Here is a 25,228-nt window from a genome sequence, read left to right as displayed (position 1 = left end):
GGAGGTCACCAAAGCGCGCGCGTCTGTTCCCCACCGGCCGTACGCTGGGCCAATGGCGCCAGCGGTGGAGATCGAGGTCGAGGGGCCGCACGGCCCGCGGGCAGTGCGAGTGTCCAATCCGGACAAGCCCTACTTCGCCGATATCGGTGTCACGAAACGCCAGATCGTGGAGTACTTCCTCAGCGTCGGCGACGGCGTCCTCGGCGCGCTGCGCGAGCGCCCGACGACCCTGGAACGCTGGCCCGGCGGCGTTTTCGAGGGCGCGCGGCTGTCCACCCGCCAAGACAACAGCGGCGACGCATTTTACCAGAAGCGCATCCCCAAGGGCGCGCCGGACTACGTCGAGACCGCCCGCATCACCTTCCCCAGCGGCCGCCCCGCCGACGAGGTGTGCCCGACCGAGTTGGCGGTCGTGGCCTGGGCGGCGAACCTGGGCACCCTCACCTTCCACCCCTGGCCGGTCCGCCGCGCCGACGTCGACCACCCCGACCAGCTGCGCATCGATCTCGACCCGCAGCCCGGCACCGACTTCTCCGACGCGGTCACCGTGGCGTTCCAGGTGCGCGAACTGCTCGCGTCGATGGACATCCAGGCGTTCCCCAAGACCTCCGGCGGCCGCGGCGTGCACCTCTACGTCCCGATCGAGCCGCGCTGGACGTTCACCGAGGCCCGCCGCGCCCTGATCGCCCTTGGCCGCGAGATGGAGCGGCGGCTGCCCGAGCGGGTGACCATGAGCTGGTGGAAGGAGGAACGCGGCGCCCGGGTGTTCATCGACTACAACCAGATGGCCCGCGACCGCACCATCGCCTCGGCCTACTCCATCCGCCCCACCCCGCGCGCCCTCGTCTCGGCCCCGCTGACCTGGGACGAGCTGCCCGACGTCCACCCGGAGGACTTCTCCATCCTGACCATGCCCGCCCGCTTCGCCGAAGTGGGCGACCTGCACGCGCCCGTCGCCGAGCACGCCTTCTCCTTGCGGCCCTTGATCGATCTGGCCGACCGGGACGAACGGGACCGCGGTCTGGGTGACCTTCCGTATCCGCCCGACTACCCGAAGATGCCCGGCGAGCCCAAGCGCGTCCAGCCGTCGAAGGCCAGGGACTAGTAAGCGCGACTCGGTCAGTGCAGCGGGGATAGGGCTCGAACAGCCGTGCGACCCACCGCCAGCGTCCCACACTCTGCCCGGTAGGTTTCGTACGGTGCGAACCGTGCCGAAGCTAGCCGCTGTGCGCGAGCAAACCGCCTTGCCACTGGAGCCTATGGCTGTCGAGTTCTTCGCGGGGATCGGCTTGGCGCGGTTGGGACTGCAACAGGCCGGGTTCCGCGTCGCCTGGTCGAATGACATCGAGCCTGCGAAGCGGGACATGTATGCAGGCAACTTCAAAGATCCGGAGGAGTCGCACACGTTCGTGTTGGGAGATGTCACCCACGTGCGGGGGAGTGACATGCCAGCGGACATCGCGTTGGCCTGGGCTTCATCGCCGTGCGTGGACGTGTCGTTGGCGGGAGCGCGAGCCGGGATGCAGGGTGCCCGCTCATCGACCTTCTACCAATTCACGCGGGTCTTGCGTGAGTTGGGCGAAGATGCCCGACCCGAGGTCGTCACCCTGGAGAACGTGGTCGGCTTGGCGACCAGCCATGGCGGTGAGGACTTGGCGGCGGCGATCGCTGAGTTGAACGACCTTGGCTACTCGGTGGATGTGTTGACGTTGGACGCGCGCTGGTTCGTGCCGCAGTCGCGACCCCGACTGTTCGTCGTGGGCGCGCGGAACGCCCCTCCCGACCAGCCAGACGCGAACCCGAAGTTGCGGCCGGAATGGCTGCAAGCACCATTTGCCGATCGTTCTTTGGTCACCCATCGCGCCCTGCTGCCTGACATCGGCCCGGCGGCTGTCGGCACGCTCGCGACAATCGTGGAGCCTGTTCCTTCAGGCGACAAGCAATGGTGGGACCCTGAACGAACAGCGGCTTTCACATCCTCCTTGTCGCCAGTGCAAGCCGAACGGTTGGCTGTGTTGCGAAAATCGAATAGGTTCGCATACCGGACGGCCTATCGGCGAACCCGCAAGGGAGTGCCGATGTGGGAGATACGCGCCGACGATATCGCGGGATGTCTCCGGACCGCGCGGGGTGGTTCCTCCAAACAGGCTTTAGTCGAGGTCGGAAGAGGAAAACTTCGAGTTCGCTGGATGACCGCCCGCGAGTATGCCCGCCTCATGGGGGCTGATGACTACGAGCTTGATGGAATCAGGGCGAATCAGGCATTGTTCGGATTCGGCGACGCGGTGTGTGTGCCTGCGGTGGCCTGGCTGGCCGAGCACTATTTGATGCCGCTGGTCGAGGGAAAGTTGCAGGAGAAGCCGGTTTTGGATAGCACGTCGGAGGTGGCGGATGCTGGTGCCTGAACTGCCGCCGCGCGTTGATGAGGTAGTGAACGGATTCTTGCGAGAAATCGCGGAATGGTATGAAGAACAGCGGAAAGCCGACGGGCGAGTCAACACCAATGTGATGACTGTGGGTCTGATCCTGCTGCATCATATGGGCAGCCACTATCCCTTGGAAGATGATCACTATCTGACCTCATCGCAGGTCAAGGGGATTAGCGGTAGTCGGATCGCGAGCATTCTCGCTGCTCACGATGAGCACCGTAAGTTCACCACCGAGGGCGGACGCACCTCCCGTGGAACCATGCAACTCGCCAGAAGTCTCGCGAGGTTGCTCAACGAGTGCCCTGAAGCGGCCGATTACGAAGAGCTGTTGGAAGGTGCGCGGGCTGAGGTCAGATTCAGACTACAGGGCTGGTTCGTTGGGCGGGTCCAGCAGGACTACTTTGATCAGCGGTTTATCGAGGCGACCGATCTGGATTCAAGTAAGCCAACCAAGGCTGCGGTTGCCGCGCTCTTGAGCGCGGCGCGCTTGCGTGGCGGCTCGGCCGCGGGGGCTTTGGCGCAGCATCTTGTAGGCGCGAAGCTGTCACTGCGATTCCCGCAGTTAACCATCGGTAATGAGAAATACACCACCGCCGACCAGCAGACTGACCGCCCGGGTGACTTCAAGGTCGGAGACACCGCCTTCCATGTGACCATGAGTCCAAGCGACGGGCTCTTTCGAAACCGATGCCGGTCGAACCTTCATCACGGGTTTCGCCCTGTGGTGCTGGTGCCCGCAGACCGGGTCAGTGCTGCGCTGCAACTCGCCGAGAACGAGGGAATCGCTGATCGTGTGGCGGTCAACAGCATCGAGGATTTTGTGGGCACCAACATCGATGAAATGGCCGTCTACGAAACGCATGAGATCCGGTTGAAATTGCGTGAATTGCTGGAGCGTTATAATGTGAGGGTTCGGTCGGTCGAGCCGGACCCTTCATTTCAGATTGCGATTCCAGAGAACCTGTAGGAGACCTCTCGCCGAGATTCAGATACCATCGTCGTATGGCTGAGTCTTCTTGGGCGACGAGTGTGGTCATCCGGAAGTCGATGCAGGCCAACAAGAGCAGGGACACGAAGCCGGAGCTCATGTTGCGGAAGGCCTTGCACGCGCTTGGCTTGCGCTACCGCGTGTGCGCTCGGCCTCTCCCAGACGTCCGCCGCACGGTAGACGTCGTGTTCCGTCCGGTCAAGGTGGCGGTAGAGTTACGTGGCTGCTTCTGGCACGGTTGCCCAGAGCACTACCGTGCTCCGACAGCGAACGACAGTTACTGGGCGGAGAAGGTCCGGCGGAATGTGGCTCGTGACGAGGACACAGCCCGTCGACTGGCGGAAGCCGGATGGCTGCTTGAGGTTGTCTGGGAACACGAGGACTTGCGGCAGGCTGCCGAGAGAGTCGCGATGGCGGTGTGGGCCAGAAGGCGTGCGGCTCAGGGGTAGACGCGCGTCTGCGCGACCAGTGAGTCCAGTCGGGCAGCCCTGTTCCCTCGGCGCGACCGGTCTGTGCGGGTATCATCTGGCTGGAGTGGGGCGTTCAGGGGTGCGGGTTGCTGCTTGCCTGCAAGCCGCCAAGCGGTCCCCTCGGATGTCTGTTGACGCGCTCTTGGGCAGCGGATGAGTGTGGTGCCTTCGCGTGTCCTCTGGGTAGTGAACGCGTCTTGGCATGACTCGACGTGTGGATTGTGGACGTCGGCAGGCGTCGCTGTTCGGGGTTGTCAACCCTCGTCTCAGCGAGCGGGCCGGTATGTAGGTTGGCGTAGGCGAAGCCCCGTGGTCGTTGGTCTTGACGCAGGAGGTACGCGCTGGTTCCCGCGCGAGCCCCGGTTCCTCTTCGAGTGTCCACCTGGGCAACCCCCGAACGTTACGGGGAAATGGCGCTGCGCGCTCCCGCGTTGCTCCGTCCGGTTGATCGCGGGTGACGAACATCGTTCGGACCTGCGGGATTGTCGGTGTTTCGATTTACACTGCAAGGAGAGCGAAAGGGGATCACCATGACGGACTCGTACTTCGTCCGCTACGTCGGCGGTCCTCTCGACGGGCGGGTGGACACGCTGAGCGTGCTGCCCGCCGAGCCCCGGTCGACGGTGACGCACGTCCACTTGCACGGTGGGCCGAAGATCGTGCACCACTACGACTTGCACTACGCGGTGGAGTACGGCTGCGAGTACCGGCTTCGTGAGGTCTGAGCCGTGAGCGGACAGTAGCTTTTCACCCTTGCGGCACCAGCAGATCCGCCACGACCGGCCAGTGGTCTGATGCCGCGCCGGGGCGGGTGGTCGCGGCGCGGATATGGATGGCGTCGGAGACCGCGATGTGGTCGAGAGTCTTGGCGCTGTGCGGAAAATCCGGTCCGGGGAACGTGGGGCCGGTGTCGGCGCGGGTCAGGGTGGTCCACAGTGGCGCCAGTTCCGGCGCGTCCTGCTCCGCGTTGAGGTCGCCGAGCAGGATCTGGGCCGCGCCGGGCTCGTCGGCGGCCAGCACCCGCCGGGTGTCGGCGACCTGGGCGGCGCGGACGGCCGGGTCGGGGCGGTAGTCGAGGTGCGTCACGTACACGTGCACTCGCCTGCCGCGCACCAGGATCTCGGCCTCGGCGAACCCCGGGGCGGGCGCGGGGACCGCGTTGGGGTCCTGTGTGGACAGACGGGTGATCTCGTGGTTCTCGGTGCGCGGCATGGGGTACGCGCTCAGCACCGCGACCCCGAACCGCCGCCGCGGGGCGCCGGGCAGGTCGTAGATGGGGGCGAAGAACACTCGCATCCCGGTCAGCCGCGCCAGTTCCCGAGCCTGGTCGGCGAACGCGCTGCGCGCGGACCAGTGCACGTCGACCTCTTGCAGGCCCACGATGCCCGCGCCGGTGTCGCGGATCGCCGCGGCGGTGCGGGCCAGGTCGAGGGCGCCGTCGGCGCCGACGCCGCTGTGCATGTTGACCGTCGCCACCCGCACCGGGACCGGGGGCGGCTGCGGCGGGGCGGGCAGGAGCAGCAGCAGGGCGAGCAGGATTTCGCGCACGGCGGTGCCTCCCGGCTGCGGCGAGTCGATGTGCCTACTTCACCTGATACCGCAGGTCACGGTGATTTGGCAACCGCCGGTTCGCCGATGATCAGCAGGCACAGCGTGCAGCGCGGTCCCTCGACCCTGGCGCGGGTGAGGTCCGGCGGCGCGGCGTGGGTGCAGGACGCGCGGTAGTGCCGGTGGGCCAGCCGGGCCCCCGCGGCCAACGGGAACGCGTGCAGCACACCGTCGTAACAGCTACGCCACCACAGGTACCGGACGTTCATCATCCGCAACGTAGATCGTCCCGGTCGAACTGGCACGCGGTGTCCGCCGAACGGGTGTCGCCCACGGGGGTCGTCCCTTGTCGTACCGGCACGGCACACTACGGCGGGCAGGCCTGATCAACGATCAGGTTTGATCAACCAGCGCGAGATTGTCAGTCGGATGGGGGAGACAAGGGTGGCAGCGGTGTCGGCTAACGGGACGTCGGCCAAGAACGGGCTGTCGGCGGAGGACATCGAGCGGCTGCGGGCGAGCCTGGCCGAGGGAAAGCCGACCCCGGTGTGGTTCACGCCCGACGCGGTGGGCGTGACCAGCGGGCAGTCGGCGAAGGTGGTGGCCTTCGACGAGCCAGCCGAGGGCGACTACATCCAGGTCCGGGCCACCGGCTCGCGGGATGTCCTGTCGTTCTCGCCAGCGGAGTTGACCGTGGTCAAGCCGCCGCCGAAGCCGAAGGCGGCGCCGAGGAGCGTCCCGGCGCAGGCAGCCCCGCCGGAGCCGCCGGAGGAGCCGAATGTGGTGGTGGGCATCGAGCCCGGGAAACCGGAGCGACCGGCTCCCCGGGCCCAGCCGCGCGGGCGCAAGCAGCCCGTGGAGATCACCGTGACCCTGCACTCCACGCCGGAGGGGGAGTGGACCGTCGACGTCCTGGCCGGGAAGAAGCGCACCGTCCGATGGACGCCGGTCCCCGCAGGCGATGTGGCCAAGGCGGCGCGGTCCCTGCCGCCCGCGGTCGGCGAGGCGATCGGCAGCGCGCTCGACGCCGCCCGCGAACGGCAGGAAAGGCGCGTCGAGCAGCTCAAAGCCGAGCTGGAAGCCGCTCAACGCGCCCTGCGGGAACTCGGGTGACGCCTATTCCGAGGCGAGCAGTTCCTGCAGCTCGCCGAGCGCGTCGCGCAGGTGGTCGGCGAAGCCGTGCATCTCGGCCGCCACCGGCATCGGCGTGCTCAGGTAGACGTTGAGCCGGTCCGGGAGCAGGGCGTAGGCGACGCCGATGCACTGGCTGCTGGTCGCGCCGAACCCGAAGTACTGGATGTTCAGCGACGGCGCGGAGCTCGTGCTCAGGTAGTCGTCGCGCATGACGGTCCAGCCGGGGGAGTCGTAGAGGGCCAGCGGCTCGCCGCCACCCGCGCGCTTCTGGATGAGCTGGAGCTCCCACAGGTGCTGCTCGGGCGCCTGCCCGGACTGGCACTCCTTGGCGCGCGCGACGTGCTTCGCGGCCGCGGTGCGGAACGCCGCCCTGCGGGTCGCCGCATCCGTCGCCGGGTCGGTCATGGCCTCGACGAACGCCACCGACTCGGGCGTGACCACGCGCATAGCCTCGGTGCGGCCGTTCTGGTACTGGCGGGTGGCGATCGACTCGTACGTCGCGCCCACGATCCCCTTGGTGCGCTGGTGCGCGAGCTGGAAAGCCATCTGCACGAACGCGTCCGGCGACATGCCGAGCTGCTTGGCCCGGTTCGCGCCCGCGTCCTCGAAGGTCAGCGCCTTGGTGGCGGTCGCGGCGGCGTAGGCGGCGAACGAGTCGGCCGCCTCGCGCACCTCGGCGCGCAGGTCGTCGTCGAGGGTGAACTCGATGGGCTCGACCGCGGGCAGGCCCTGCGGCTGGGCGCCCGAGCGGCGCGAGTGCTCCTCGGCCGGGGTGTTGAGCAGGGTGTCGATGAACGCCAGGATCGTGGTGCCGTCGAGGCCGCAGTGCTCGATGTTGATCCCGGCCCGGCCGTTGCCGAAGACGATGAACGACAGCGCCTTGTCGAACCAGCGGTTGCCGCTGTCGCCGTGCAGCAGGTGGTCGCAGGTCTCCTGGGTGTCGGCGGGGGTGAAGTCCTCCAGGCACAGGCAGAACAGCGCGGTCTCGATGGTGTCGAGCGCGGCGGCGTTGCCGGGCAGGCTCGCCAGGGTCTCGCGGGTGGCGGCCCACTCCGCGCGGGCCTTGGTGGTCAGGTGCCCCACCGAGGTCTCCGATGTGGCGTCCGCGGTGTCGGTCTTCATGATCGCGCGCAGGCCGGTGGCGAGGTCGTCGAGCGAGTGCGGCACGCCGTCGGCGCCGATCACGTCCATGCGGAACATCGAGCCGCCGAAGAACACCACGATGTGGCGGGCGTCGGACGGGCCGGGCCACTCCGGGGTGTAGGGGGTGCGCACGCTGTCCTGCACGGCGCCGGGGATGCGGGTGGTGGAGAACAGGTACTTGTTCTGCGCCATCGACAGCGCCTGACCGCGCTGGATGACCGGCGGGATCTCCTCGGCGTCGAGCAGCAGCTTGAAGCCCACCGCCGAGGCGATGATCCCGGCCGCGCGCTCCACCTGGCCCTGGTCTGCGTCCTTGAAGAGGAAGAAGAAGTTCGCGTTCAGCGCGATCCGGTCGCGGCGGCCCAGGTAGCGCGACGGCCAGAACGTGTCCAGCCAGCTCTGCACGCCCTCGGTCTCGTTGAACCGCTCCAGCTCGGCGTGCAGCTCGCGGGCCGGGCTGTCCGGGCGCAGGAACTCGGCGACGGCGGCCTCGGTCTGGGCCAGCTGGTCGGCGGTCAGCAGCGGCGAGCACCACTCGAGGAACCGCTGACAGCTCTCCTCCACGGTGGGCAACGGCACGCGGGGCAGTCGGTCCTCGTTCCCGAACGTGCGGGTGGACCATTCCTGGCTGGTGTTCACGATCGTCCTCGAAACTCTGTGCGGTGGACTCGGTTGGTGCTGACCGGCGCCAAGTGATCAACGCTGATCAGGTGCTACATCGTGGCGGTCAGAGCCGTCAGCGCGCCAGTTCCCGCGGGCGTGAGATGAACAGCCGGGCGTAGAGCCAGCCGTCGGCCTCCAGGCCGTAGGGGTCCGCGCCGGTCGCCGCCAGCGTCTGAAGCACCTGGGACTGCTCCTCGGCCGAGGCGAACCGGCGCTGCTTGAACACGCCCTCGACGTGCACGGTCTCGTAGCCCAGGCCCGCGAGGGCGTCGGCGACGGAGTCGAACGGGAACATCCGCAGCACGAAGTGCGCCATCCACGGCTTGCGCTCGCCATGCGCGCCCGCCACCCTGGCGATCGTCTTCTCGGTGACGTAGCCGACGCACCCGGTCGAGATGACCACGTCCGCGCTGCCGAGCCGGGCGCGTTCGTCCTCGGTGGGGTCGCGGCTCTCCAGGTCGGCGTTCACCACGTCGTCGAGGAACCCGGCCGCGTGCGCGTAGGACAGGGCGGGCGCCGAGGCGTCGAACCCGATGAACCGCTGGCCTTCCAGGCGCTTGCGCGCGCGGACCAGTTCCCGGTCGCGGGCCACCAGCGTGTCGCGGTCGGCGTCGGCGACGGCGGGATCGGTGTAGTGCGCGTACAGCTCGTCCATGGTCGCGTCGCAGGCGATCAGGGCGGCGTTGATGCCGTAGGAGCAGCCGATGTCCAGCACGGTCGGCGCGGCGACGCCGCTGGCTTCCCGGTATTCGCCGATGAGTTTCGTGAAATAGGGCTTGGCCTGCTCGGGAATGCAGTAGTCCAGCCCGCGCAGGGCGCTGAAATAGGGCCGGGGGTCGGGCTGGGTGTAGATGTGGTCGAAGGAGATTTTTCCGGTGGGGTCGAAACGCACGAGCGGTTCCTCTCCTAGTCGAGCAGCTGATCGCCGCGCACGGCGTGCCCTGCCGCGGCCAGGTGCTCGGGGAGCACCCGGCCGAACAGCTGTCTCGTACGCTCTACGCTGCCCATGACCCCGGGGCGCTCGCTGTAGGCGAAAATGGCCGAATGGCGGGCGGTCTCGCCGCCGACTGTGCTCACCCGGTGCAGCGAATAGCGGCCCTTGAACAACTGGAGGTCGCCCGGGTGCAGTGCGAGGCTCCGGACCAGCCGCTCGCCCTGACCTGCGAGAACGGCCCGGACGTCGGCGAAGTTCTCCGCCTTGGCCGACCGGATGTTCGGGCAGTATTCGAAGACGCCGCCCGATTCGGATTCCTGGGTGAGCATACTCACCGTGTACTCGTTGGTGTCGAAATGCCACGGGTGCGACATTCCGGGGGAGACGACGTTGAGGACCAGGCCTGCCAGCGGGTCGGCGAGCTCGTGCAGGCGGGGCAGCTCGAAGCAGTCGGCGACGAACCGCTGGAAAAGCCCGCTCGTGTAGAGCCGGTGGATGAGGAAGTCAGCGGGAATGCGGTCCCTCGGCACGAACGCGTTGCCGCGCTCCATCGTGGTGCGGCCCGGGTGGTCCTCGGGCAGCGGGGTGTCGACCGCGATGTTGTAGGCGTTGACGATTTCCACGTCGTAATGCGCGAAAGGGGCGACCTGGGCGCCTTCCGTGCGCAATGCCGCGCGCAAGGCAGGCCTGATGAAATCGGGGAGAACACTGCATCCGTGCTCGCGCAGATCCGCTCTGGCACGGGAAACGACGTCTTGCCACGCCGCGCTTCTCGGATCCGATAGGGGATAGCGGTTGGTGTCGACCACGGTCTCAATCACGGTGTCAATACCCGCGTCCACTATCTGGGCGTCCGAAGCGCTCATCAGTTCCTCTCCGCTCACATGAAGCCGGTCACTCTAATGGTGTAGCACATTCACCCTGTGTGGCGATTCGTGATCGTAGCCATATTGTGTGATCGGCATGTTTTGTGATGCGGGTGAATCAGGGCGGGCAGACGGTTCCGTCCCTGGGGACCTTGCCGTCGGTGAGGAACGCCAGCGCCGCCGCGCTCGCGCACGGCGACGCGCCCAGCGCCCCGTGGCCCGCGCCCTGCCAGGTGACCAGCGCCGCGGTGGCCAACTGCTGCGCGGCGTGCTCGGTGCCCGAGAGCGGGGTCACCGGGTCGGTCGCGGTGCCGAGCACGACGATCGGCGGCGCGGTGGGCGCGCTCGGCCGCGGCAGCGGATTCGACGGCACCGGCCACGGGCTGCACACCGCGAGCCACTCCGCGACGAGCGCGCCGAAGACCGGGAAGCGGGTGTTCCAGTCTTTCGCCGCGCCGGTGAGCTGTTGGGTGGACAGCCGTGACCTGGTGTCGTTGCACTTGGTCACCAGGGTCGCGTCGAACATCGCCGGGAGGTCGTCGGACTCGACCACGATCGGGGCGACCAGCGCGGCGAGGCCGTCGGGCACTCCGCCGCGCGCGTCGGCCAGCGCCTTGGACAGCTCCGGCCACAGCCTGCGGTCCGACAGGCCGGTGAGGACCGCGCGCAGGACGACGCCCGCGTTGAGCTCCACGTCCTGGTCCGGGCCGCGCTCCGGGCTCCCGGCCACCATCGGCTCGGTCGCCGCGCGGGCCAGGACCTCGGTCAGCGCCTGGCGGGCGCCCGAACCCAGCTCGCAGGCGCGCTTGGCGCAGTCCTCCGCGAACGCGCCGAAGGTGGCGTCGGCGCCAGCGGCCACCGCCTCCAGGGTGACGACGGCGTCCTCGTTCGGGTCGGGCAGCCCGTCGAGGACCATCCGGCCCACCCGGTCGGGGTGCCGTTCCGCGTAGACCGACAGCACCCGGGAGCCCTCGCCGTGGCCGATGGCGTGCAGCCGGTCGGAGCCCAGCGCGACCCGGACCGACTCGGCGTCGGCCGCGGTGCGCCAGGTGTCGAGCGCGGGCAGGCGCGACTCCAGGACGATCGAGCACTGCTGGCCCGCCGTGCGCGCCTGGTCGACCAGGCCTTCCACGTCGAGTTCGCGCGGGTCGGCGTCGACCATCGCGGCCCGCACCTCGTCGGGCACGCACCGCACCGCGTCGGAGTTGCCGGTGCCCCGGCGGTCGAGGCCGACGAGGGAGAAGCGGGTCAGGAACTCCCGCGGCAGGCTCGCGGCGAGCCGGGCCGCGTAGAGGCTGCCGGGGAGGCCGTCGATGTCGTTGACCACCAGGATCGGCACCGGCCCGGTGCCCGCGCGCAGGACCTGCATCCGCATCGTGCCCTGGCCCGGCGCGTACGGGCTGTCCAGGACACCGTTGACCCGGCCGCAGTCGATCTTGAGCCAGTCCGGCGGGGCGAGCCGGTCGAGCCGGTCGCGGACCTCAGGGCCGCAGGCGGTCCAGCGGATCGGGGAGCGGCCCGGCTCGCCCAGCGGCGGCACCGGGGCCGGGCCCTCGGTCGCGGACGGCGGGGCGACCTGCCCGCCCTCGCCCTTGACCACGATGCCCGGCCGCGGCGAGGGGCCCGCGGTGCACGCGGCGAGCAGTGCGACCGGCAGCAGCCAGGCCCCGCGTCGCACCCTCACGCCGTGTCGTCCCTCTCCGGAAGTCTGTTGGTCAGCCCTCAGACTGCCGGCAGGCAGGTGAGAACTCGGTGAACGCCCATGGCCAGACATGGGACGATTCCCGGGGCGGAAGGAGAGGCAGTGGTCGTCGCACAGGTGGACAGGGCGGGGCCGTCCTGGTTGGGCTCGGCGTGGAGCGCGGTGACGGCGGGCGCGCCGAGGATGATCGGCGCTGTCCCGCCCACCATCCAGGTGCTGGTCGGCATCGTCAGCGTGCAGGTCGGCGCGGCGCTGGCGAAGCAGCTCTTCTCGACCGCGGGCTCGGCCGGGGTGGTCGCCCTGCGGCTGGTGTTCGCCGCCGCGGTCCTGACCCTGATCTGGCGCCCGTCCCTGCGCGTCGACCGGCGCGCGCTGCCGGTGATCCTCGGCTACGGCGTGGTCCTCGCGGCCATGAACACCTGCTTCTACCTGGCGATCGACCGCATCCCACTGGGCATCGCGGTCACCGTCGAGTTCCTGGGCCCGCTGGCGGTGGCCCTGCTCGGCTCCCGGCGCTGGCTCGACGGCCTGTGGGCGCTGCTCGCCGCGGCCGGTGTCGTGCTGCTGGCGCGCGGCGGCGGCGACGTGTCGATCACGGGCCTGCTGTTCGCCCTCGGCGCGGGCGTGTGCTGGGCGGCCTACATCCTGCTCAGCGCCGCCCTGGGCAGCCGCACCGCGGACGGCTCCGGCCTCGCGCTCGCCATGGTCGTGGCGGGCGCGGCGGTGCTGCCATTCGGCGTCGCTGACGCCGGTGGGGCGCTGCTGTCGCCGACGGTGCTGGTCGTGGGCTTGGGCGTGGCGCTGATGTCGTCGGTCATCCCGTACTCGCTGGAACTGGAAGCGCTCCGGCACATCCCGCCGCGTGTGTTCGGGGTCTTGATGAGCCTCGAACCTGCGGTGGCGGCTCTTGCGGGCCTGCTCGTTCTGCACGAGGCTCTGCGCCCGGCCCAGTGGGTCGCGGTTTGCTGCGTGGTCGCCGCCTCCGCTGGCGCCACCCGCTACGCGCGGCCGGATGTCTGACGGGGTTGGCTCTCGTGGGCTTGCTCGATGGGGTGGAGTGCCTGGCAGCGTCAGGTGCGGTTGGCAGAAGGACAGGTCGGGCATGGGCGGCCTGGCAGGTGGGTGAGTGTGCTGCTCTGCTCCTATCTCGCGCCTGGCAGGGGCAGGCCACCTGTCCCTGCGGAGTTGGCGACGAGGTTCAACGCGCCTTGACTTCGCCGCGCAGGACGGCGTCTAGGTCGTAGCGGGCGGGTTCGTCCAGTTGCTCGTAGGTGCAGGAGGATGGGTCGCGGTCGGGGCGCCAGCGGTGAAACTGGGCGGTGTGGCGGAAGCGGCTGGGGTAGGCGCCTTCGGTGTGTTCGTAGGCGACCTCGACGACGCGTTCCCGGCGTAGTGGCACCCACGGTTGCTCGGTGGTGCGCCAGCGGCTGACCGCGCCGGGCATCCGGGTTCCCTCGCTCTCGCTCCCGCTTGTCCACGGGTGACCATCCGCGCCGCCGGGGATCAGGTCGGCGAGTTCGGTCGCCAACTCGCGGCGTCGGGCGACGGTGAAGGAGCCGACGACGCCCACGTGGTTCAGCGCGCCCGAGTTGTCGTAGAGGCCCAGCATCAGGGAGCCGACCGCCTCGCCTGGTACCGAGTCCTTGTGCCAGCGCAGTCCGGCGACCACGCAGTCGGCCGTGCGGGAGTGCTTGAACTTGAGCATGGTCCGCTTGTTCGGCGTGTACGGGCCGGTCGCTGGCTTGCCGATCACGCCGTCCAGGCCCGCGCCCTCGAAGATCGTGAACCACTGTCGGGCCAGGTCCGTGTCGGTGGTCGCGGGGGTCAGGTGCACGGTGCCCGCCAACGGGGCGCCGACCTGGGGGAGCACGGTGTCGGCGAACACGTCCTCCAGCTTCCGCCGCCGGTCGACGCCCGGGGTCGCCATGAGGTCGTCGTCGCCGAGGGCGAGCAGGTCGAAGGCGACGAACCGGGCCGGGGTCTGCTCGGCGAGCAGCCGCACCCGGCTCGCGGCCGGGTGGATGCGCTCGGACAGCGCGTTGAAGTCGAGCCTGCCGCCCACGGCGACGATCAGCTCGCCGTCCATGACCACCCGGTCGGGGAGCGCCTCGCGCAGCGCGGCCTTGGCCTCGGGGAAGTACCGGTTGAGTGGTTTGCCCGAGCGGGACTGAAGCGTCACCTCGGCTCCGTCGCGGAACACCAGGCAGCGGAAGCCGTCCCATTTGGGCTCGAACACCAGGCCCTCGCCGTCGGGAATGGACTTCGCGGGCTTGGCCAGCATCGGTTGGACGGGCGGGGTCAGCGGAAGGGCCACCAGCACATACTGCCCGCCAGTGACGGTTCAGCGCACCCGCTGCTTCTCCTGCGCGCCCAGCTCGATCCGGACCGCCGTCGGCATCGTCTCGACGCCAAGGGACTCCCGGGCCCGGCGCAGCACCGCGGTGTCGACCTCCTGCCAGACGTCCTTGACCCGCGCGCCGTAGCGCAGCCACAGGCTCAGCCGCAGCGCGGGCGTCGCCGCGTCGCCCACCACGGTCGCCTTGGCCCGGCTCACGCCTGCCACCCGCTCGGCGTCCGCGGCGATGGCCTCGGCGATCGCGCCGCTGGTCACCAGCAGCCGCTTGCCAGCGGTCCGGTCGAGCGCGAGGTCGGGGTGCCGTTCCCGGCGCAGCGTGCGCACGGCCAGCAGGACGCCCGCCACCAGCGCCAGCAGGCCCAGGACCACCGCGGCGATCCGGGCCGGAAGCTCCCAGGCGCGCAGCGTGTCCACCGCGATCGGGTCGAGCACCGGGCGGGCCGCGCGGAACGTGCCCAGCCAGCCCGCGCCGACCACCAGCGCCGCGGCGCCCAGCAGCAGCGCGGCGAGGCCGACCAGGACGGTGAACACCCGCTCGACGCGGTAGGACCGGGCGAGGGCGGCGCGCGACGGGGGCTTCATGAGCGGTCCTTGGGGGAGTCCACGACCACGCTGACCTTGGGCTTTCTGGTCAGCGGCAGGTCGGCGAGGGTGGCGGCGACGACATCGAGCAGCCGTGGGCGCAGGTGCGCCTCGGTTTCGAGCCCGCTGACCGCCCGCACCCGCACCCGTTTCGGGGTGGCGGTGACCGACGCGGCGGCCACGTTCTCCTCCGCCCGCACCCGCGCCCCGACGATCCGGGCCAGCGACCGCGGCGAGGTGCGCACGGTGATCCCCGGCCCGGGGTCGAGCAGCGCGACGTCCTTGCGGCGCGCGGTCGCGGCGAACAGCAGCAGGAGCAGCCCGGCGACGGCCACGGCGGCGGCCACCAGCCGCACCGACCCGCTCTGCCAGGTCAGCTCGGCGAGCCGATCACGCCACTGCGGCCAGGGAACCAGCAACGGGCCCTGCACCGGGCGCGCCCACGTCCAGGCCACCTCGACGGCGAGCAGCGCCCCCACCCCGGCCAGGGCGAGGCCGAGCAGCAGGGTCAGGATCCGAACCAGCACACGCATGGTCACTCCACTCGGTCACTGCACTCGGGGTCACTGCACTTGGGGTCACTGCACTCGGGGGCGGCTCTCCGGCAGCAGCGCGGAGACGACGACGTCGACGCCGCGGACCCGGTAGGAGGTGATCCGCTCGACCTCCTCGGCGACCCGGGTCCGCAGCCTCGCCACGACGTCGCGAACCGGGGCCGGGTAGCGCAGCGCCAGGTCGAGGCGCAGGTCCACCTGGTCGCCGTCGCCGGTCACGGTCGCGCTCGCGCCCCGGGCGCCGAGGTCGACGCCCGCGAGCGACCGGCGCGTCACGACGGTCCCGGCGGCGGAGTCCGCTGCGTGCTCGGCGAGCTTGCGCACGACCGCGGCGTCGATGCGCAGGGTCCCCCGGTCCTCGGGATCGGGAAGCACCCGCGCCGGAGCCTCGGCAGCCTCGGCGGTTTCGGACACGGCGGTTTCGGACACGGCGGTGTCGGTCACCGGTCCTTGCCCCGGCCGCCGCTGAACACGTCGGAGAGGTCGAGCTCACCGTCGATCACCCGGCCGACGACCAGGCCGACGAAGCCGATGGCGAGGGTGATGACGAAGGCGAGGAAACCCTGGGTGGCGGCCAAACCGAGCACGAGACCGGCGATGATGCCGGTCTGGGTTGCGTTCATCTTGGTGGCTCCTGAAGTGGACGGTCTGAAGTGGTCGCTGGCTGGGGCACTGGAGGCGGGATCACTGGATGCGGCGTTTGCGCTCTTTCCGGTACCGCAGGCGGTCCAGGCGGGCGCGCAGCCCGCGCGGCGGATCACCGCCGACCACCGGCGCGTCGAACCGTGGGTCGGGTCGGCGCTCCCGCGATCTGGCCTGCCGGTTGCGCAACTCGGCCAGTCCGGCGACGAAGGCGGCGGGGTCCCCGCCGCGGTCGGGGTGCGCCCGCCGGACGAAATCCCGGAACTCGGCCCGCTCCTCCGGCGAGGTCATGGCGGCTCCCGGGGCGGCGCCCGCACGGGCACCGGCTCCGTGGGCGGTGACTCCACCGGCAGGGGCTCCACGTCGTTGACGTGGACGTCCACCGGGACCGGCCCCGCCACGGCGCGGACGCGCTCGCGGAGCTGGTCGCCCACCTCCGGGATGGCCGCGCCGAGCGCGAGCACCACGCTGACCGTCACCGTGTCGCCCGGGCCGCCGAGCTGGACCCCGACTACCCGCCGCCCAGGCAGGTGCGTGGCGACCGTGCCGAAGGCGCCGCCGTCGAGGCGGACCACGGCCGGGTGGCCGAGCACCGCCGCGCCGACGGCATCGGCCGTGGCGGACAGGCGGTCGGGCGGGTGGTCGGTCGGGCGGGCGGGCGGCGCCACGGTCACTCCACCCGCGAGGTGGGGGGCGTCTCGGTGTCTTCGCTTTCGTCGGGCAGGTGGATGTCGTTGACCGCGATGTTGACCTCGATGACCTCCAGGCCGGTCATCCGCTCGACCGCGGTGATCACGTTCCGGCGGACGGCGCGGGCGAGTTCCACGATCCCGGCGCCGTACTCGACCACCACGTCGAGGTCGACCGCGGCCTGCTTCTCGCCGACCTCGACCGACACCCCGGAGGTGGACACGGTGCCCGCGCCCGGGATGCGCTCGCGGATCGCGCCGAACGCCCGGGACACGCCGCCGCCCATGGCGTACACGCCGGAGACCTCGCGGGCGGCCATGCCCGCGATCTTCTGCACCACGTTCGAGGCGATGGTGGTCTTGCCCTGCGACTGCTCGTCGGCCAGCCGGGCCGGGGTCGCGCCGCTGCGGGGCGCGGGGGCGGTGCTCGCCTTGTCGGGGGTGGTCGAGCCGGTGGGTGCCATCGCTGGCACCTCCTTCCAGAGCTGCTGAAGTACGGAGGCTGTGTCAGCCAGATGCCCAATTACGCGGAAAACTCTTCAAAAACCACCCGATCGGGTGGTAATTCGATCGGGTTGATCACGAGGCGCGCCGGTAGCGCAGCATGAGGAATCCGTCCTCGGTGAGGACTGAGGCCAGGGTAAGCGCGCGCGGGATTGTCGGCGTCCCGGCGGGATCGACCGCGGGGAGCCCGGCGGCGCCGCCGGTGGGCAGGCCCGCTGGGGCGATCCGGTCCGGGCCCGCGCCCGCCAGCAGCGGCGCGACGGTCAGGCAGAGCTGGTCGACGGCGTCCGCGGCGATCATGCTGCCGAACAGCGTCGGGCCGCCCTCGCAGCACACCCGCAGCAGTTTCCGCTCGGCCAGCGCGGCCAGCGCCAGGTGCGGGTCGACCTCGCCGTCACCGGCGACGACCACGTCCGCGCCCGCGTCGGACAGGGCAGCCAGGCGGGCGGTGGGGGCCGCCGCCGTGGTCAACACGATCGGGGGAACCAGGGTGTCGGTCAGCAGCAGCGAGTCCGGCTCCAGCGAGCCCCGCGCGGTGACCACGGCGATCGGCGGCACCGGGCTCAGCCCGAGCCGGGAGCGCCGCTCCGCGCGGACCTCGGTGGGCTTGACGCCGCGATACTTCTCCGCGGTCGCGGTGCGCCTGCCGACCAGCACCACGTCGGCGAGATCGCGGCCGAGGGCGAAGATCCGCTTGTCGGCCGGGCTGGACAAGCCTGCCGAGCGGCCGTCCACCGCGGCCGCGCCGTCGGCGCTGCTGACGAAGTTGACCTGCACCCACGGCCGGTCAAGATCGGCCGGATAGCCGTAGAGGAGTTCCAGTTCGGTGTCGTCCACCACACCGGGTTGAGTCTGACCTGGGGAAAGGGGGGAAAGGGGCCACAGCCTGTGCACGGTCCCATCCCAGCACGCCGTTACGCTCCCGGCATGTCCGCAGCCCGACTGGTCGACCGCGACCCGGTGATCGGCGCCGAGGAACTCGTCGCCGCGATGGCCCCGCCGCCCCGGTTCGGCGACGTCCGGTTCGGCACCTACGTGCCCAACCCGGACGAGCCCAGCCAGGCCGCCGCGGTCGCGGCGTGCTCCCGGTTCGCCGAGCGGGTGGCGACCGGCGGGGAGAAGTCGCTCTTCAAGCGGGTCTTCGGCGGCAAGCGGGCAGGGGGCGAGGACAAGCCGGGGCTCTACCTCGACGGCGGGTTCGGTGTCGGCAAGACGCACCTGCTCGCCTCGATATGGCACGCGGTGCCCGGGCCCGCCGCCTACGGCACGTTCGTGGAGCTGACGAACCTGGTCGGCGCTCTCGGGTTCCGCGAGGCCGTCACGCGGCTCAGCGGCCACCGGCTGCTGGCCATCGACGAGTTCGAGCTGGACGACCCGGGCGACACGATGCTGGTCACCCGGCTGCTCTCGGAGCTGACCGACGCGGGCGTGCACGTCGCCGCGACCTCGAACACCCTGCCGGACAAGCTCGGCGAGGGCCGGTTCGCCGCGGACGACTTCCTACGCGAGATCCAGGCGCTGTCCGCGCGGTTCTCCGTGGTGCGGGTAGACGGGCCGGACTACCGCCACCGCGGCCTGCCCGACGCCCCGGCGCCCCTGGCCGACGCCGAGATCGCGGGCAGCGCGGCGGCCATCCCCGGGTCGACCGTCGACGACTTCGACCCGCTGTGCCGCCACCTGGCCACCCTGCATCCCTCGCGATACGGCAGGCTGGTCGACGGCGTGACGGCAGTGCACCTGCGCGGCGTGCACGCCCTCTCCGGCCAGGACGTCGCCCTGCGCGTGGTCGCCTTCGCCGACCGCCTCTACGACCGCGCGATCCCCGTCGTGGTGTCCGGCGAGCCCGTTTCCGCGCTGTTCACCGACGAGATGCTGCGCGGCGGCTACCGCAAGAAGTACCTCCGCGCGGTCAGCAGGCTCGTCGCCCTCTCCCGCGACGCCGCGCCGTTGCGGACGCCCGGGGTGGGGTGAAGGGTCACGGACGGCGGCGGCTCGGCGCGTCGCCCGGCCGCTGGGAGCGGTGCTCATCGATCAGCGCCCAGACCGAGACGCCCGCGCCCGCGGACGCCTCACGCGACTCCGGCTGGCTCCGCTGCCGGGTTCGGGGCTTGGGGTCCCCGATGTCCGGTTTGTCGCGCAGTTCCTTGCGTATCTGGTCGTAGATGGGTGTGTCGGTCACCGCCATCCTTTCCGTTCGCGAGGGCTCTGCCAGGTCTCGCACGGTACGCCTGCGGTTCAGTAGTGCCACACGGTGGTCTAGTCGCTACTTCAGGTGAACCAGCCGGGTGAACTGGCTACTCTACGGCGTTTACCGGTGTCTTGGCCACTGACCGCGCGTCGCCCACAGGCTGCCTGCGTCGGGCGAACCAGTCAATGAGCGCGGCCACCGCGAGCACCGCGCCTACCGCCCAGAAGACAGCGCCGATCGTGTCGGTCAGGTAGTGGTATCTCAGCCGGATGATCGCGCTTACCGCAATGGCGGTTAGCGCGAGGGCGGTTGCCGCTGCCACGGCTGTGTGGGCGCGGCGTTTGCCTGGTGGGGCGTGGGCGGCGATCGCCAGGGTGAGCACGGCCAGGACCGAGACGAGGGTGGCGGTGTGGCCGCTGGGGAAGGCCAGTTTGCCGTCGTGGGTGCGGTCGATCAGGGGCTTGAGGGCCCAGGTGTTGAGGGCGACGGTCACCACCGGGCCGAGCGCGGCCAGCAGGGCGATCCTCGGCCTCTTGGCGCGCAGCGCCACGGCCGCGATGGCGGCCAGCACGCACAGCACCGGGACTGGGCGCGACGCCAGCGTCAGCGGGTCCGCGACCCCGGGCAGGGCGGTGAAGACCGCGTCTACGGCGGCGAACCCGGCCTCGTCCACTGGGCCTGCTGTGGTGTCTCCCGCGACCGCCGCGCCCATCGCCGCGAGTATGGCGAAGCACACCACGGCGGTGACAGCCGCTGGTCGGGTCAGGTGGATGGGAATCAGGCGGCGTTCGGGCGGCACCTGTCCAACTTAGGCGGTGGCTGGTTCTCGCGGGCTTCTGCGGGGGCTGGGTCTCGTGGGGTTGCTCGATGGGGTGGAGTGGTTTCTTCGGGGCCCCTACGAAGGAAGATCCCGTCGTGGGAAAGACGGGTGGGGAGCCTTCGGCCCCACGACCACCGCAAGTTTAGGGATCTTCCTTCACCCCCAAAGAAACCACTCCACCCCATCGAGCACTTGGCGGGCGCAGGTTCTGCCTGGCAGATGCTCGGGTTTGCTGCACCGCACCCGTCGAGCACTGGGCGGGCGCTGGTTCTGCCTGGCAGGTGCTGGGGTTTGCTGCTTGAGCCCATCGAGCGCCTGGCAGGGTCGGGGAACGATCTTTGCCTGTGGATAACTCGCGGTGGTGGGTGCTAGGTGGCGAGGATCGTGGCGATCGCGGCTACTCCGCGGTCGATTTCTTCCTCGGTGATCACCAGGGGTGGGGCTACGCGGAGGGTGTTGTCGTGAGTTTCCTTGCACAGGACGCCTTGGGACATGAGGGCCTCGGAGGCTGCTCGGCCGGTGAGGGTTCCTGGGGTGATTTCCACGCCTGCCCAGAGGCCGCGGCCGCGGATTTCGGTGGCGCCGTGGCCTACTAGTTCGGCCAGTCTCCTGTGTAGGTGGGCGCCTAGGGTGGTGGCGCGTTCTTGGAACTCGCCGGTGGACAGTAGGCGGATCACGGCTCGGCCGACCGCGCAGGCCAGGGGGTTGCCGCCGAAGGTGGAGCCGTGTTCGCCTGGTTTGAGGACGCCTAGGACGTCCGCGCGGCCTACTACCGCTGAGACTGGGAGGATGCCGCCGCCCAGGGCTTTGCCGAGGGTGTAGAGGTCGGCGCGGACGCCCTCGTGGTCCAGGGCGAACAGGGTGCCGGTGCGGGCCAGGCCGGATTGGATCTCGTCGGCGATGAGCAGGACGTTGTGGTCGTCGCAGAGGCGGCGGACTTCGCGCAGGTAGCCGGGGGGTGGGGTCAGGACGCCTGCCTCGCCCTGGATGGGCTCGACCAGCACCGCGGCGGTTCGGTCGGTGATGGCGGTGGCCAGGGCCTCGGCGTCGCCGTAGTCGACCACGGTGAAGCCGGGGGTGTAGGGGCCGAAGTCGCGGCGGGCGACCGGGTCGGTGGAGAAGGACACGATCGTGGTGGTGCGGCCGTGGAAGTTGTCACCGGCGACGATGATCTCCGCGGTGTTCTCCGGGACGCCCTTGACCTGGTAGGCCCACTTTCGGGCGACCTTGATCGCGGACTCGACCGCCTCGGCGCCGGAGTTCATGGGCAGCACCAGGTCGGCGCCGGTCAGCTCGGCCAGTTCTCGGCAGAACAGGCCCAGCTGGTCGTGGTGGAAGGCGCGGCTGGTCAGGGTCACCTTGTGCAGCTGCTCGACGGCGGCGGCGACCAGTGCCGGGTGGCGGTGGCCGAAGTTGAGCGCGGAGTACCCGGCGAGGAAGTCCAGGTAGCGGCGGCCGTGCACGTCGGTCACCCACGCGCCGTCCGCCTCGCTGATCACTACCGGGAGCGGGTGGTAGTTGTGGGTGCTCCACCGGTTGTCCAGGGCGATGTAATCGGCGGCTGAGTAGTCGGCGGCCGAGTGGGGGACGGCGGCGGGTGGGACGGTCGCGGTCATGGCCTCAGGCTAAGGGGTCGTTCGCGTCCGATTCATCCGGAGAGCGTTGCTTCCAGCGCCGGTTCGTTGCGCTGATGGCCTGTTGCCCAGCGGTTCGTTGTGAAGGGCGTGATCCGAGCCATGGCCTTACGCTCCGTGAATGGGCAAGAAGAATCCGTCGGTGCGCGACGCCCTGCGGGCCACCCCCGGCCAGGGCGTCCACCTCGACCCGGGGGACTTCCCGGTCGGTCCGACCGCGAAGTCCGACGCCGCCGCCGGTCTCGCCGCGACCGGCAAGCGGCTCGCCGCCTGCCAGGAGGCGCTGTGGGGGGAAGGCGTCTTCGGCGGCGGCTCGCGCAGTGTCCTGCTGGTGTTGCAGGGCATGGACACCTCAGGCAAGGGCGGCACGATCAAGCACGTCTGCGGCCTGGTCAACCCGCAAGGCCTGCGGATCGCCACGTTTCGCAAGCCGACCCGGGCCGAGTCGCGCCACGACTTCCTGTGGCGGGTGCGCAAGCAGGCGCCCGGTCCCGGCTACATCGGCGTGTTCGACCGCTCCCACTACGAGGACGTGCTGATCGCCCGGGTGGACGAGCTGGTTCCCCGGGAGACCTGGGAGGCGCGCTACGACGCGATCAACCGGTTCGAGGCTGAGCTGACCGAGCAGGGCACCGCGATCGTGAAGTGCTTCCTGCACATCTCCGCCGAGAAGCAGCGCGAGCGGCTGGTCGCGCGCCTGGAGAACCCGGCGAAGCAATGGAAGTACCACCCGGAGGACCTGCGGGCGCGGGCCAAGTGGAGCGACTACCAGCGCGCCTACGCCGACGCCCTGGACCGCTGCGCGGCCGTGCCCTGGCACGTGGTGCCAGCCGACCACAAGTGGTACCGCAACTGGGTTGTCGCCCAACTGCTCCTGGAGACCCTGACCGACCTCGACCCCCGGCGGCCCGAGCCGGACTACGACGTCGCGGCCGAGCTGTGCCGGATCACCACCGCCGATCCGCTGGGCTAGTCGTTTCCTCGGGCTGATCAGCGGAAGCGCGGGATGACCTCGTCCCCGTACGCGGCGAGGGTCTTCTCGCGCTGGTCGTGCATGAGGTAGAGGGCGAACTGGTCGACGCCGAGGTCCGCGAGTTCGGTGAGCCGGTCGATGTGCGCGGCGGCGGGGCCGAGCAGGCAGAAGCGGTCGATGATGTCGTCGGGCACGAAGTCCGTCGACGGGTTGCCCGCCTTCCCGTGGTGGGCGTAGTCGTAGTCGGCGCGGCCCTTGATGTAGTCGGTCAGCTCGCGCGGCACCGGGCCGGACTCGCCGTAGCGGGCGACGAGGTCGGCGACGTGGTTGCCGACCATGCCGCCGAACCAGCGGAGCCGGTCGCGCTGGTGGGCCAAGTCGTCGCCGACGTAGGCGGGCGCGGCCACGCACACGGTGATCCCGCCCGGGTCGCGGCCCGCGGCGCTCGCGGCGGCGCGCACCGCGTCGATCGTCCACTTCGCGATGGCCGGGTCGGCGGTCTGCAAGATGAACCCGTCGGCGTGCTCGCCGACCATCCGCAGCGCTTTCGGGCCGTAGGCGGCCATCCACACCTCCAGCCGCCCGTCGCGCACCCACGGGATGCGCACGGGCGCGCCGTGGTGCTCGACCTCGCGGCCCTCGGCGAGTTCGCGAATCACGTGCATGGCCTCGCGCACCAGCGCCAGGGTCGCCGGTCGCTGGCCGATGACCCGGCGCGCGGAGTCGCCGCGGCCGATGCCGCACACGGTGCGGTTGCCGAACATGTCGTTGAGGGTGGCGAACAGCGACGCGGTGACCGACCAGTCCCGGGTGCTCGGGTTGGTCACCATCGGCCCGACGACCAGCGACCGGGTGTTCGCCAGGATCTGCGAGTAGATGACGAACGGCTCCTGCCAGAGCACCACCGAGTCGAACGTCCAGCCGTAGCCGAACCCGCGTTCCTCGGCGTCCGCCATCAGCCGCACGACCTCGCTCGCGGGCGGGTCGGTCTGCAACACCACCCCGAAGTCCATGTGCACTCCTCAGATCAGGTAACTGGACAGGTCGCGCTTGAGGAACTTCCCGTGGCCCTCGCGGCCGTGGAAGGCGCCGTCGGCGATCACGACGGTCCCGCGGGAGAGCACGGTGTCGACCTTGCCGGTGATTTCCATTCCCTCGTAAGCGGAATAGTCGACGTTCATGTGGTGGGTCAGCGCGGAGATCGTCTGCTTGGCGGCCGGGTCGTAGACCACGATGTCGGCGTCGGCGCCCGCCGTGACGGCGCCCTTGCGACCGTGCAGGCCGAACATCCGCGCGGGCGTGGTCGAGCTGATCTCCACCCAGCGTTCCAGGCTGATCTCGCCCGCGACGACGCCCTGGTGCAGCAGGTCCATCCGGTGCTCCACGCCGGGCATCCCGTTGGGGATCTTGCTGAAATCGTCGCGGCCCAGCTCTTTCTGGTCCTTGAAGCAGAACGGGCAGTGGTCGGTGGACACCACCGACAGGTCGTTGGTGCGCAGGCCGCGCCACAGGTCGGCCTGGTGGTCCTTTGAGCGCAACGGGGGCGACGCGACGTACTTGGCGCCCTCGAACCCCGGCTTGGCCATGTCCTCAATGGACAGATAGAGGTATTGCGGGCAGGTCTCGGCGAACACGTTCTGCCCGGTGTTCCGCGCTTCCGCGACCGCGGCCAGCGCGTGCCGGGCGGACAGGTGCACGATGTAGAGCGGCGCGCCGGTGACCTTGGCCAGCGCGATGGCGCGCGCGGTCGCCTCGCCCTCCAGTTCGGGCGGGCGGGTCAGACCGTGGTGCACGGGATCGGTGCGGCCCGCCGCGAGCGCCTGCGCGACAAGCTGGTCGATCGCGATGCCGTTCTCGGCGTGCATCATGATCATCGAGCCGGTCTCGGCGGCCCGCTGCATGGCGCGCAGGATTTCCCCGTCGGTGGAGTAGAAGACGCCGGGGTAGGCCATGAACATCTTGAAGCTGTTGACCCCCGCGTCGATGCACGGCCGCATCTCCTTGAGGGAGTTGTCGTCCACCTCGGAAATGATCATGTGGAAGCCGTAGTCGACCGCGCAGCGGCCGTCCGCCTTCTCGTGCCACTTGTCCAAAGTGGTCAGCAGCGAGGTTCCCTTGGCCTGGACGGCGAAGTCGATGATCGTCGTCGTGCCGCCCCACGCCGCCGCCGTGGTGCCGGTGGCGAACGTGTCGCTGGACGATGTGCCGCCGAAGGGCATCTCCATGTGCGTGTGCGCGTCGATGCCGCCCGGGATCACGTACTTTCCCGACGCGTCGATGACTTTCTCGGCCTCGGTGAACAGTCCCGGCGCGGTGACCGCGGCGATGGTCTCGCCGTCGACCAGCACGTCGGCGACCGCGCGGCCGGTGGCGTTGACGACGGTCCCGTCGCGGATGAGCGTGCGCATG

At 70.2% G+C, this 25,228-nt stretch carries 29 protein-coding genes; 9 read left to right on the top strand and 20 right to left on the bottom strand.

Features of this window, described 5'->3' with window-relative positions; translation table 11 throughout:
* Nucleotides 1–52 precede the first annotated feature (52 nt).
* The 5 genes from BLS56_RS05935 to BLS56_RS05915 all read left to right on the top strand — a co-directional run bounded on the left by BLS56_RS05935 (nucleotide 53) and on the right by BLS56_RS05915 (nucleotide 4,612).
* On the top strand, nucleotides 53–1,105 hold the full coding sequence (locus BLS56_RS05935; RefSeq protein WP_091448920.1) for a DNA polymerase domain-containing protein: 1,053 nt from the start codon (nucleotides 53–55) through the stop codon (nucleotides 1,103–1,105).
* A 103-nt stretch (nucleotides 1,106–1,208) separates the two neighbouring features.
* Nucleotides 1,209–2,405, top strand: a complete 1,197-nt coding sequence (locus BLS56_RS05930) for a DNA cytosine methyltransferase (protein WP_228771415.1) — start codon at nucleotides 1,209–1,211, stop codon at nucleotides 2,403–2,405.
* A complete protein-coding gene (locus BLS56_RS05925; protein WP_091448919.1) occupies nucleotides 2,392–3,396 on the top strand; it encodes a DUF4928 family protein in 1,005 nt (334 codons plus the stop codon). Before BLS56_RS05930 ends, BLS56_RS05925 begins: the two co-directional genes overlap by 14 nt.
* Nucleotides 3,397–3,431: 35 nt before the next feature.
* Complete coding sequence (locus BLS56_RS05920) at nucleotides 3,432–3,866, top strand: very short patch repair endonuclease (protein WP_324187498.1); 435 nt, start codon at nucleotides 3,432–3,434, stop codon at nucleotides 3,864–3,866.
* Nucleotides 3,867–4,417: 551 nt separating this feature from the next.
* The gene (locus BLS56_RS05915) at nucleotides 4,418–4,612 is read left to right on the top strand and encodes a hypothetical protein (RefSeq protein ID WP_091448918.1); all 195 of its coding nucleotides are present in this window, start codon (nucleotides 4,418–4,420) and stop codon (nucleotides 4,610–4,612) included.
* Nucleotides 4,613–4,634: 22 nt separating this feature from the next.
* On the opposite strand, the gene BLS56_RS05910 is transcribed toward BLS56_RS05915, so the two are convergent.
* Both BLS56_RS05910 and BLS56_RS05905 read right to left on the bottom strand, forming a co-directional pair.
* On the bottom strand, nucleotides 4,635–5,435 hold the full coding sequence (locus tag BLS56_RS05910; protein WP_324187497.1) for an endonuclease/exonuclease/phosphatase family protein: 801 nt from the start codon (nucleotides 5,433–5,435) through the stop codon (nucleotides 4,635–4,637).
* 56 nt (nucleotides 5,436–5,491) lie between these two features.
* Nucleotides 5,492–5,704, bottom strand: coding sequence for a hypothetical protein (locus tag BLS56_RS05905; protein ID WP_139190534.1), 213 nt, complete (start codon nucleotides 5,702–5,704; stop codon nucleotides 5,492–5,494).
* Between the two features lie 160 nt (nucleotides 5,705–5,864).
* Here BLS56_RS05905 and BLS56_RS05900 point away from each other — a divergent pair, with 160 nt between their 5' ends.
* Nucleotides 5,865–6,548, top strand: a complete 684-nt coding sequence (locus BLS56_RS05900; protein WP_091449261.1) for a DUF6319 family protein — start codon at nucleotides 5,865–5,867, stop codon at nucleotides 6,546–6,548.
* A gap of 3 nt (nucleotides 6,549–6,551) precedes the next feature.
* On the opposite strand, the gene BLS56_RS05895 is transcribed toward BLS56_RS05900, so the two are convergent.
* The 4 genes from BLS56_RS05895 to BLS56_RS05880 form a co-directional block, all read right to left on the bottom strand.
* Nucleotides 6,552–8,354 carry a choline/carnitine O-acyltransferase gene (locus tag BLS56_RS05895; RefSeq protein WP_228771456.1) on the bottom strand — a complete coding sequence of 601 codons (1,803 nt, stop codon included), beginning with the start codon at nucleotides 8,352–8,354 and terminating at the stop codon, nucleotides 6,552–6,554.
* Between the two features lie 94 nt (nucleotides 8,355–8,448).
* Nucleotides 8,449–9,267, bottom strand: coding sequence for a class I SAM-dependent methyltransferase (locus BLS56_RS05890; protein WP_091448915.1), 819 nt, complete (start codon nucleotides 9,265–9,267; stop codon nucleotides 8,449–8,451).
* A gap of 14 nt (nucleotides 9,268–9,281) precedes the next feature.
* Complete coding sequence (locus BLS56_RS05885; protein ID WP_091448914.1) at nucleotides 9,282–10,175, bottom strand: HalD/BesD family halogenase; 894 nt, start codon at nucleotides 10,173–10,175, stop codon at nucleotides 9,282–9,284.
* Between the two features lie 118 nt (nucleotides 10,176–10,293).
* A complete protein-coding gene (locus BLS56_RS05880; protein WP_228771414.1) occupies nucleotides 10,294–11,859 on the bottom strand; it encodes an alpha/beta hydrolase in 1,566 nt (521 codons plus the stop codon).
* A gap of 120 nt (nucleotides 11,860–11,979) precedes the next feature.
* Here BLS56_RS05880 and BLS56_RS05875 point away from each other — a divergent pair, with 120 nt between their 5' ends.
* Nucleotides 11,980–12,897, top strand: coding sequence for an EamA family transporter (locus BLS56_RS05875; RefSeq protein ID WP_407640487.1), 918 nt, complete (start codon nucleotides 11,980–11,982; stop codon nucleotides 12,895–12,897).
* A gap of 178 nt (nucleotides 12,898–13,075) precedes the next feature.
* Here the strand turns inward: BLS56_RS05875 and BLS56_RS05870 are convergent, their stop codons facing one another.
* From BLS56_RS05870 to BLS56_RS05830, 9 genes are all read right to left on the bottom strand, one after another.
* Nucleotides 13,076–14,191, bottom strand: coding sequence for an ATP-dependent DNA ligase (locus tag BLS56_RS05870; protein WP_091449259.1), 1,116 nt, complete (start codon nucleotides 14,189–14,191; stop codon nucleotides 13,076–13,078).
* A 27-nt stretch (nucleotides 14,192–14,218) separates the two neighbouring features.
* Nucleotides 14,219–14,815: an alkaline shock response membrane anchor protein AmaP gene (locus BLS56_RS05865; protein ID WP_091448912.1), complete on the bottom strand. Its 597-nt coding sequence runs from the start codon at nucleotides 14,813–14,815 to the stop codon at nucleotides 14,219–14,221.
* Nucleotides 14,812–15,348 carry a DUF6286 domain-containing protein gene (locus BLS56_RS05860; protein WP_091449258.1) on the bottom strand — a complete coding sequence of 179 codons (537 nt, stop codon included), beginning with the start codon at nucleotides 15,346–15,348 and terminating at the stop codon, nucleotides 14,812–14,814. The genes BLS56_RS05865 and BLS56_RS05860 overlap by 4 nt, the downstream gene beginning before the upstream one ends.
* A gap of 45 nt (nucleotides 15,349–15,393) precedes the next feature.
* Complete coding sequence (locus BLS56_RS05855) at nucleotides 15,394–15,813, bottom strand: Asp23/Gls24 family envelope stress response protein (RefSeq protein WP_456049122.1); 420 nt, start codon at nucleotides 15,811–15,813, stop codon at nucleotides 15,394–15,396.
* On the bottom strand, nucleotides 15,810–15,992 hold the full coding sequence (locus tag BLS56_RS05850; RefSeq protein ID WP_091448911.1) for a hypothetical protein: 183 nt from the start codon (nucleotides 15,990–15,992) through the stop codon (nucleotides 15,810–15,812). Before BLS56_RS05850 ends, BLS56_RS05855 begins: the two co-directional genes overlap by 4 nt.
* Nucleotides 15,993–16,053: 61 nt before the next feature.
* A complete protein-coding gene (locus BLS56_RS05845; RefSeq protein WP_091448910.1) occupies nucleotides 16,054–16,302 on the bottom strand; it encodes a hypothetical protein in 249 nt (82 codons plus the stop codon).
* Nucleotides 16,299–16,679 carry an Asp23/Gls24 family envelope stress response protein gene (locus BLS56_RS05840; RefSeq protein ID WP_228771413.1) on the bottom strand — a complete coding sequence of 127 codons (381 nt, stop codon included), beginning with the start codon at nucleotides 16,677–16,679 and terminating at the stop codon, nucleotides 16,299–16,301. Before BLS56_RS05840 ends, BLS56_RS05845 begins: the two co-directional genes overlap by 4 nt.
* Before the next feature lie 2 nt (nucleotides 16,680–16,681).
* Complete coding sequence (locus BLS56_RS05835) at nucleotides 16,682–17,164, bottom strand: Asp23/Gls24 family envelope stress response protein (RefSeq protein ID WP_091448909.1); 483 nt, start codon at nucleotides 17,162–17,164, stop codon at nucleotides 16,682–16,684.
* A 115-nt stretch (nucleotides 17,165–17,279) separates the two neighbouring features.
* Complete coding sequence (locus BLS56_RS05830) at nucleotides 17,280–18,044, bottom strand: pyrimidine reductase family protein (protein WP_091448908.1); 765 nt, start codon at nucleotides 18,042–18,044, stop codon at nucleotides 17,280–17,282.
* 87 nt (nucleotides 18,045–18,131) lie between these two features.
* On the opposite strand from BLS56_RS05830, the gene zapE reads away from it, so the two are divergent.
* Nucleotides 18,132–19,175, top strand: coding sequence for a cell division protein ZapE (zapE, locus tag BLS56_RS05825; RefSeq protein WP_091448907.1), 1,044 nt, complete (start codon nucleotides 18,132–18,134; stop codon nucleotides 19,173–19,175).
* 4 nt (nucleotides 19,176–19,179) lie between these two features.
* Here the strand turns inward: zapE and BLS56_RS05820 are convergent, their stop codons facing one another.
* From BLS56_RS05820 to rocD, 3 genes are all read right to left on the bottom strand, one after another.
* Nucleotides 19,180–19,383 carry a hypothetical protein gene (locus BLS56_RS05820; RefSeq protein WP_139190533.1) on the bottom strand — a complete coding sequence of 68 codons (204 nt, stop codon included), beginning with the start codon at nucleotides 19,381–19,383 and terminating at the stop codon, nucleotides 19,180–19,182.
* Nucleotides 19,384–19,498: 115 nt separating this feature from the next.
* Nucleotides 19,499–20,191: a phosphatase PAP2 family protein gene (locus BLS56_RS05815; protein WP_091448905.1), complete on the bottom strand. Its 693-nt coding sequence runs from the start codon at nucleotides 20,189–20,191 to the stop codon at nucleotides 19,499–19,501.
* 389 nt (nucleotides 20,192–20,580) lie between these two features.
* Nucleotides 20,581–21,828, bottom strand: coding sequence for an ornithine--oxo-acid transaminase (gene rocD / locus BLS56_RS05810; protein ID WP_091448904.1), 1,248 nt, complete (start codon nucleotides 21,826–21,828; stop codon nucleotides 20,581–20,583).
* Nucleotides 21,829–21,967: 139 nt separating this feature from the next.
* Between rocD and BLS56_RS05805 the strand changes: the two genes are divergently transcribed.
* The gene (locus tag BLS56_RS05805) at nucleotides 21,968–22,819 is read left to right on the top strand and encodes a PPK2 family polyphosphate kinase (protein WP_091448903.1); all 852 of its coding nucleotides are present in this window, start codon (nucleotides 21,968–21,970) and stop codon (nucleotides 22,817–22,819) included.
* Nucleotides 22,820–22,836: 17 nt separating this feature from the next.
* Here the strand turns inward: BLS56_RS05805 and BLS56_RS05800 are convergent, their stop codons facing one another.
* Both BLS56_RS05800 and hydA read right to left on the bottom strand, forming a co-directional pair.
* Nucleotides 22,837–23,832: a TIGR03842 family LLM class F420-dependent oxidoreductase gene (locus tag BLS56_RS05800; RefSeq protein ID WP_091448902.1), complete on the bottom strand. Its 996-nt coding sequence runs from the start codon at nucleotides 23,830–23,832 to the stop codon at nucleotides 22,837–22,839.
* A 9-nt stretch (nucleotides 23,833–23,841) separates the two neighbouring features.
* On the bottom strand, nucleotides 23,842–25,227 hold the full coding sequence (gene hydA / locus BLS56_RS05795; RefSeq protein WP_091448901.1) for a dihydropyrimidinase: 1,386 nt from the start codon (nucleotides 25,225–25,227) through the stop codon (nucleotides 23,842–23,844).
* Nucleotide 25,228: the final 1 nt, after the last annotated feature.

The organism is Actinokineospora iranica (genome assembly GCF_900101685.1).
GTDB lineage: Bacteria > Actinomycetota > Actinomycetes > Mycobacteriales > Pseudonocardiaceae > Actinokineospora > Actinokineospora iranica.
This window is presented reverse-complemented; position numbering and strand designations above follow the sequence as displayed.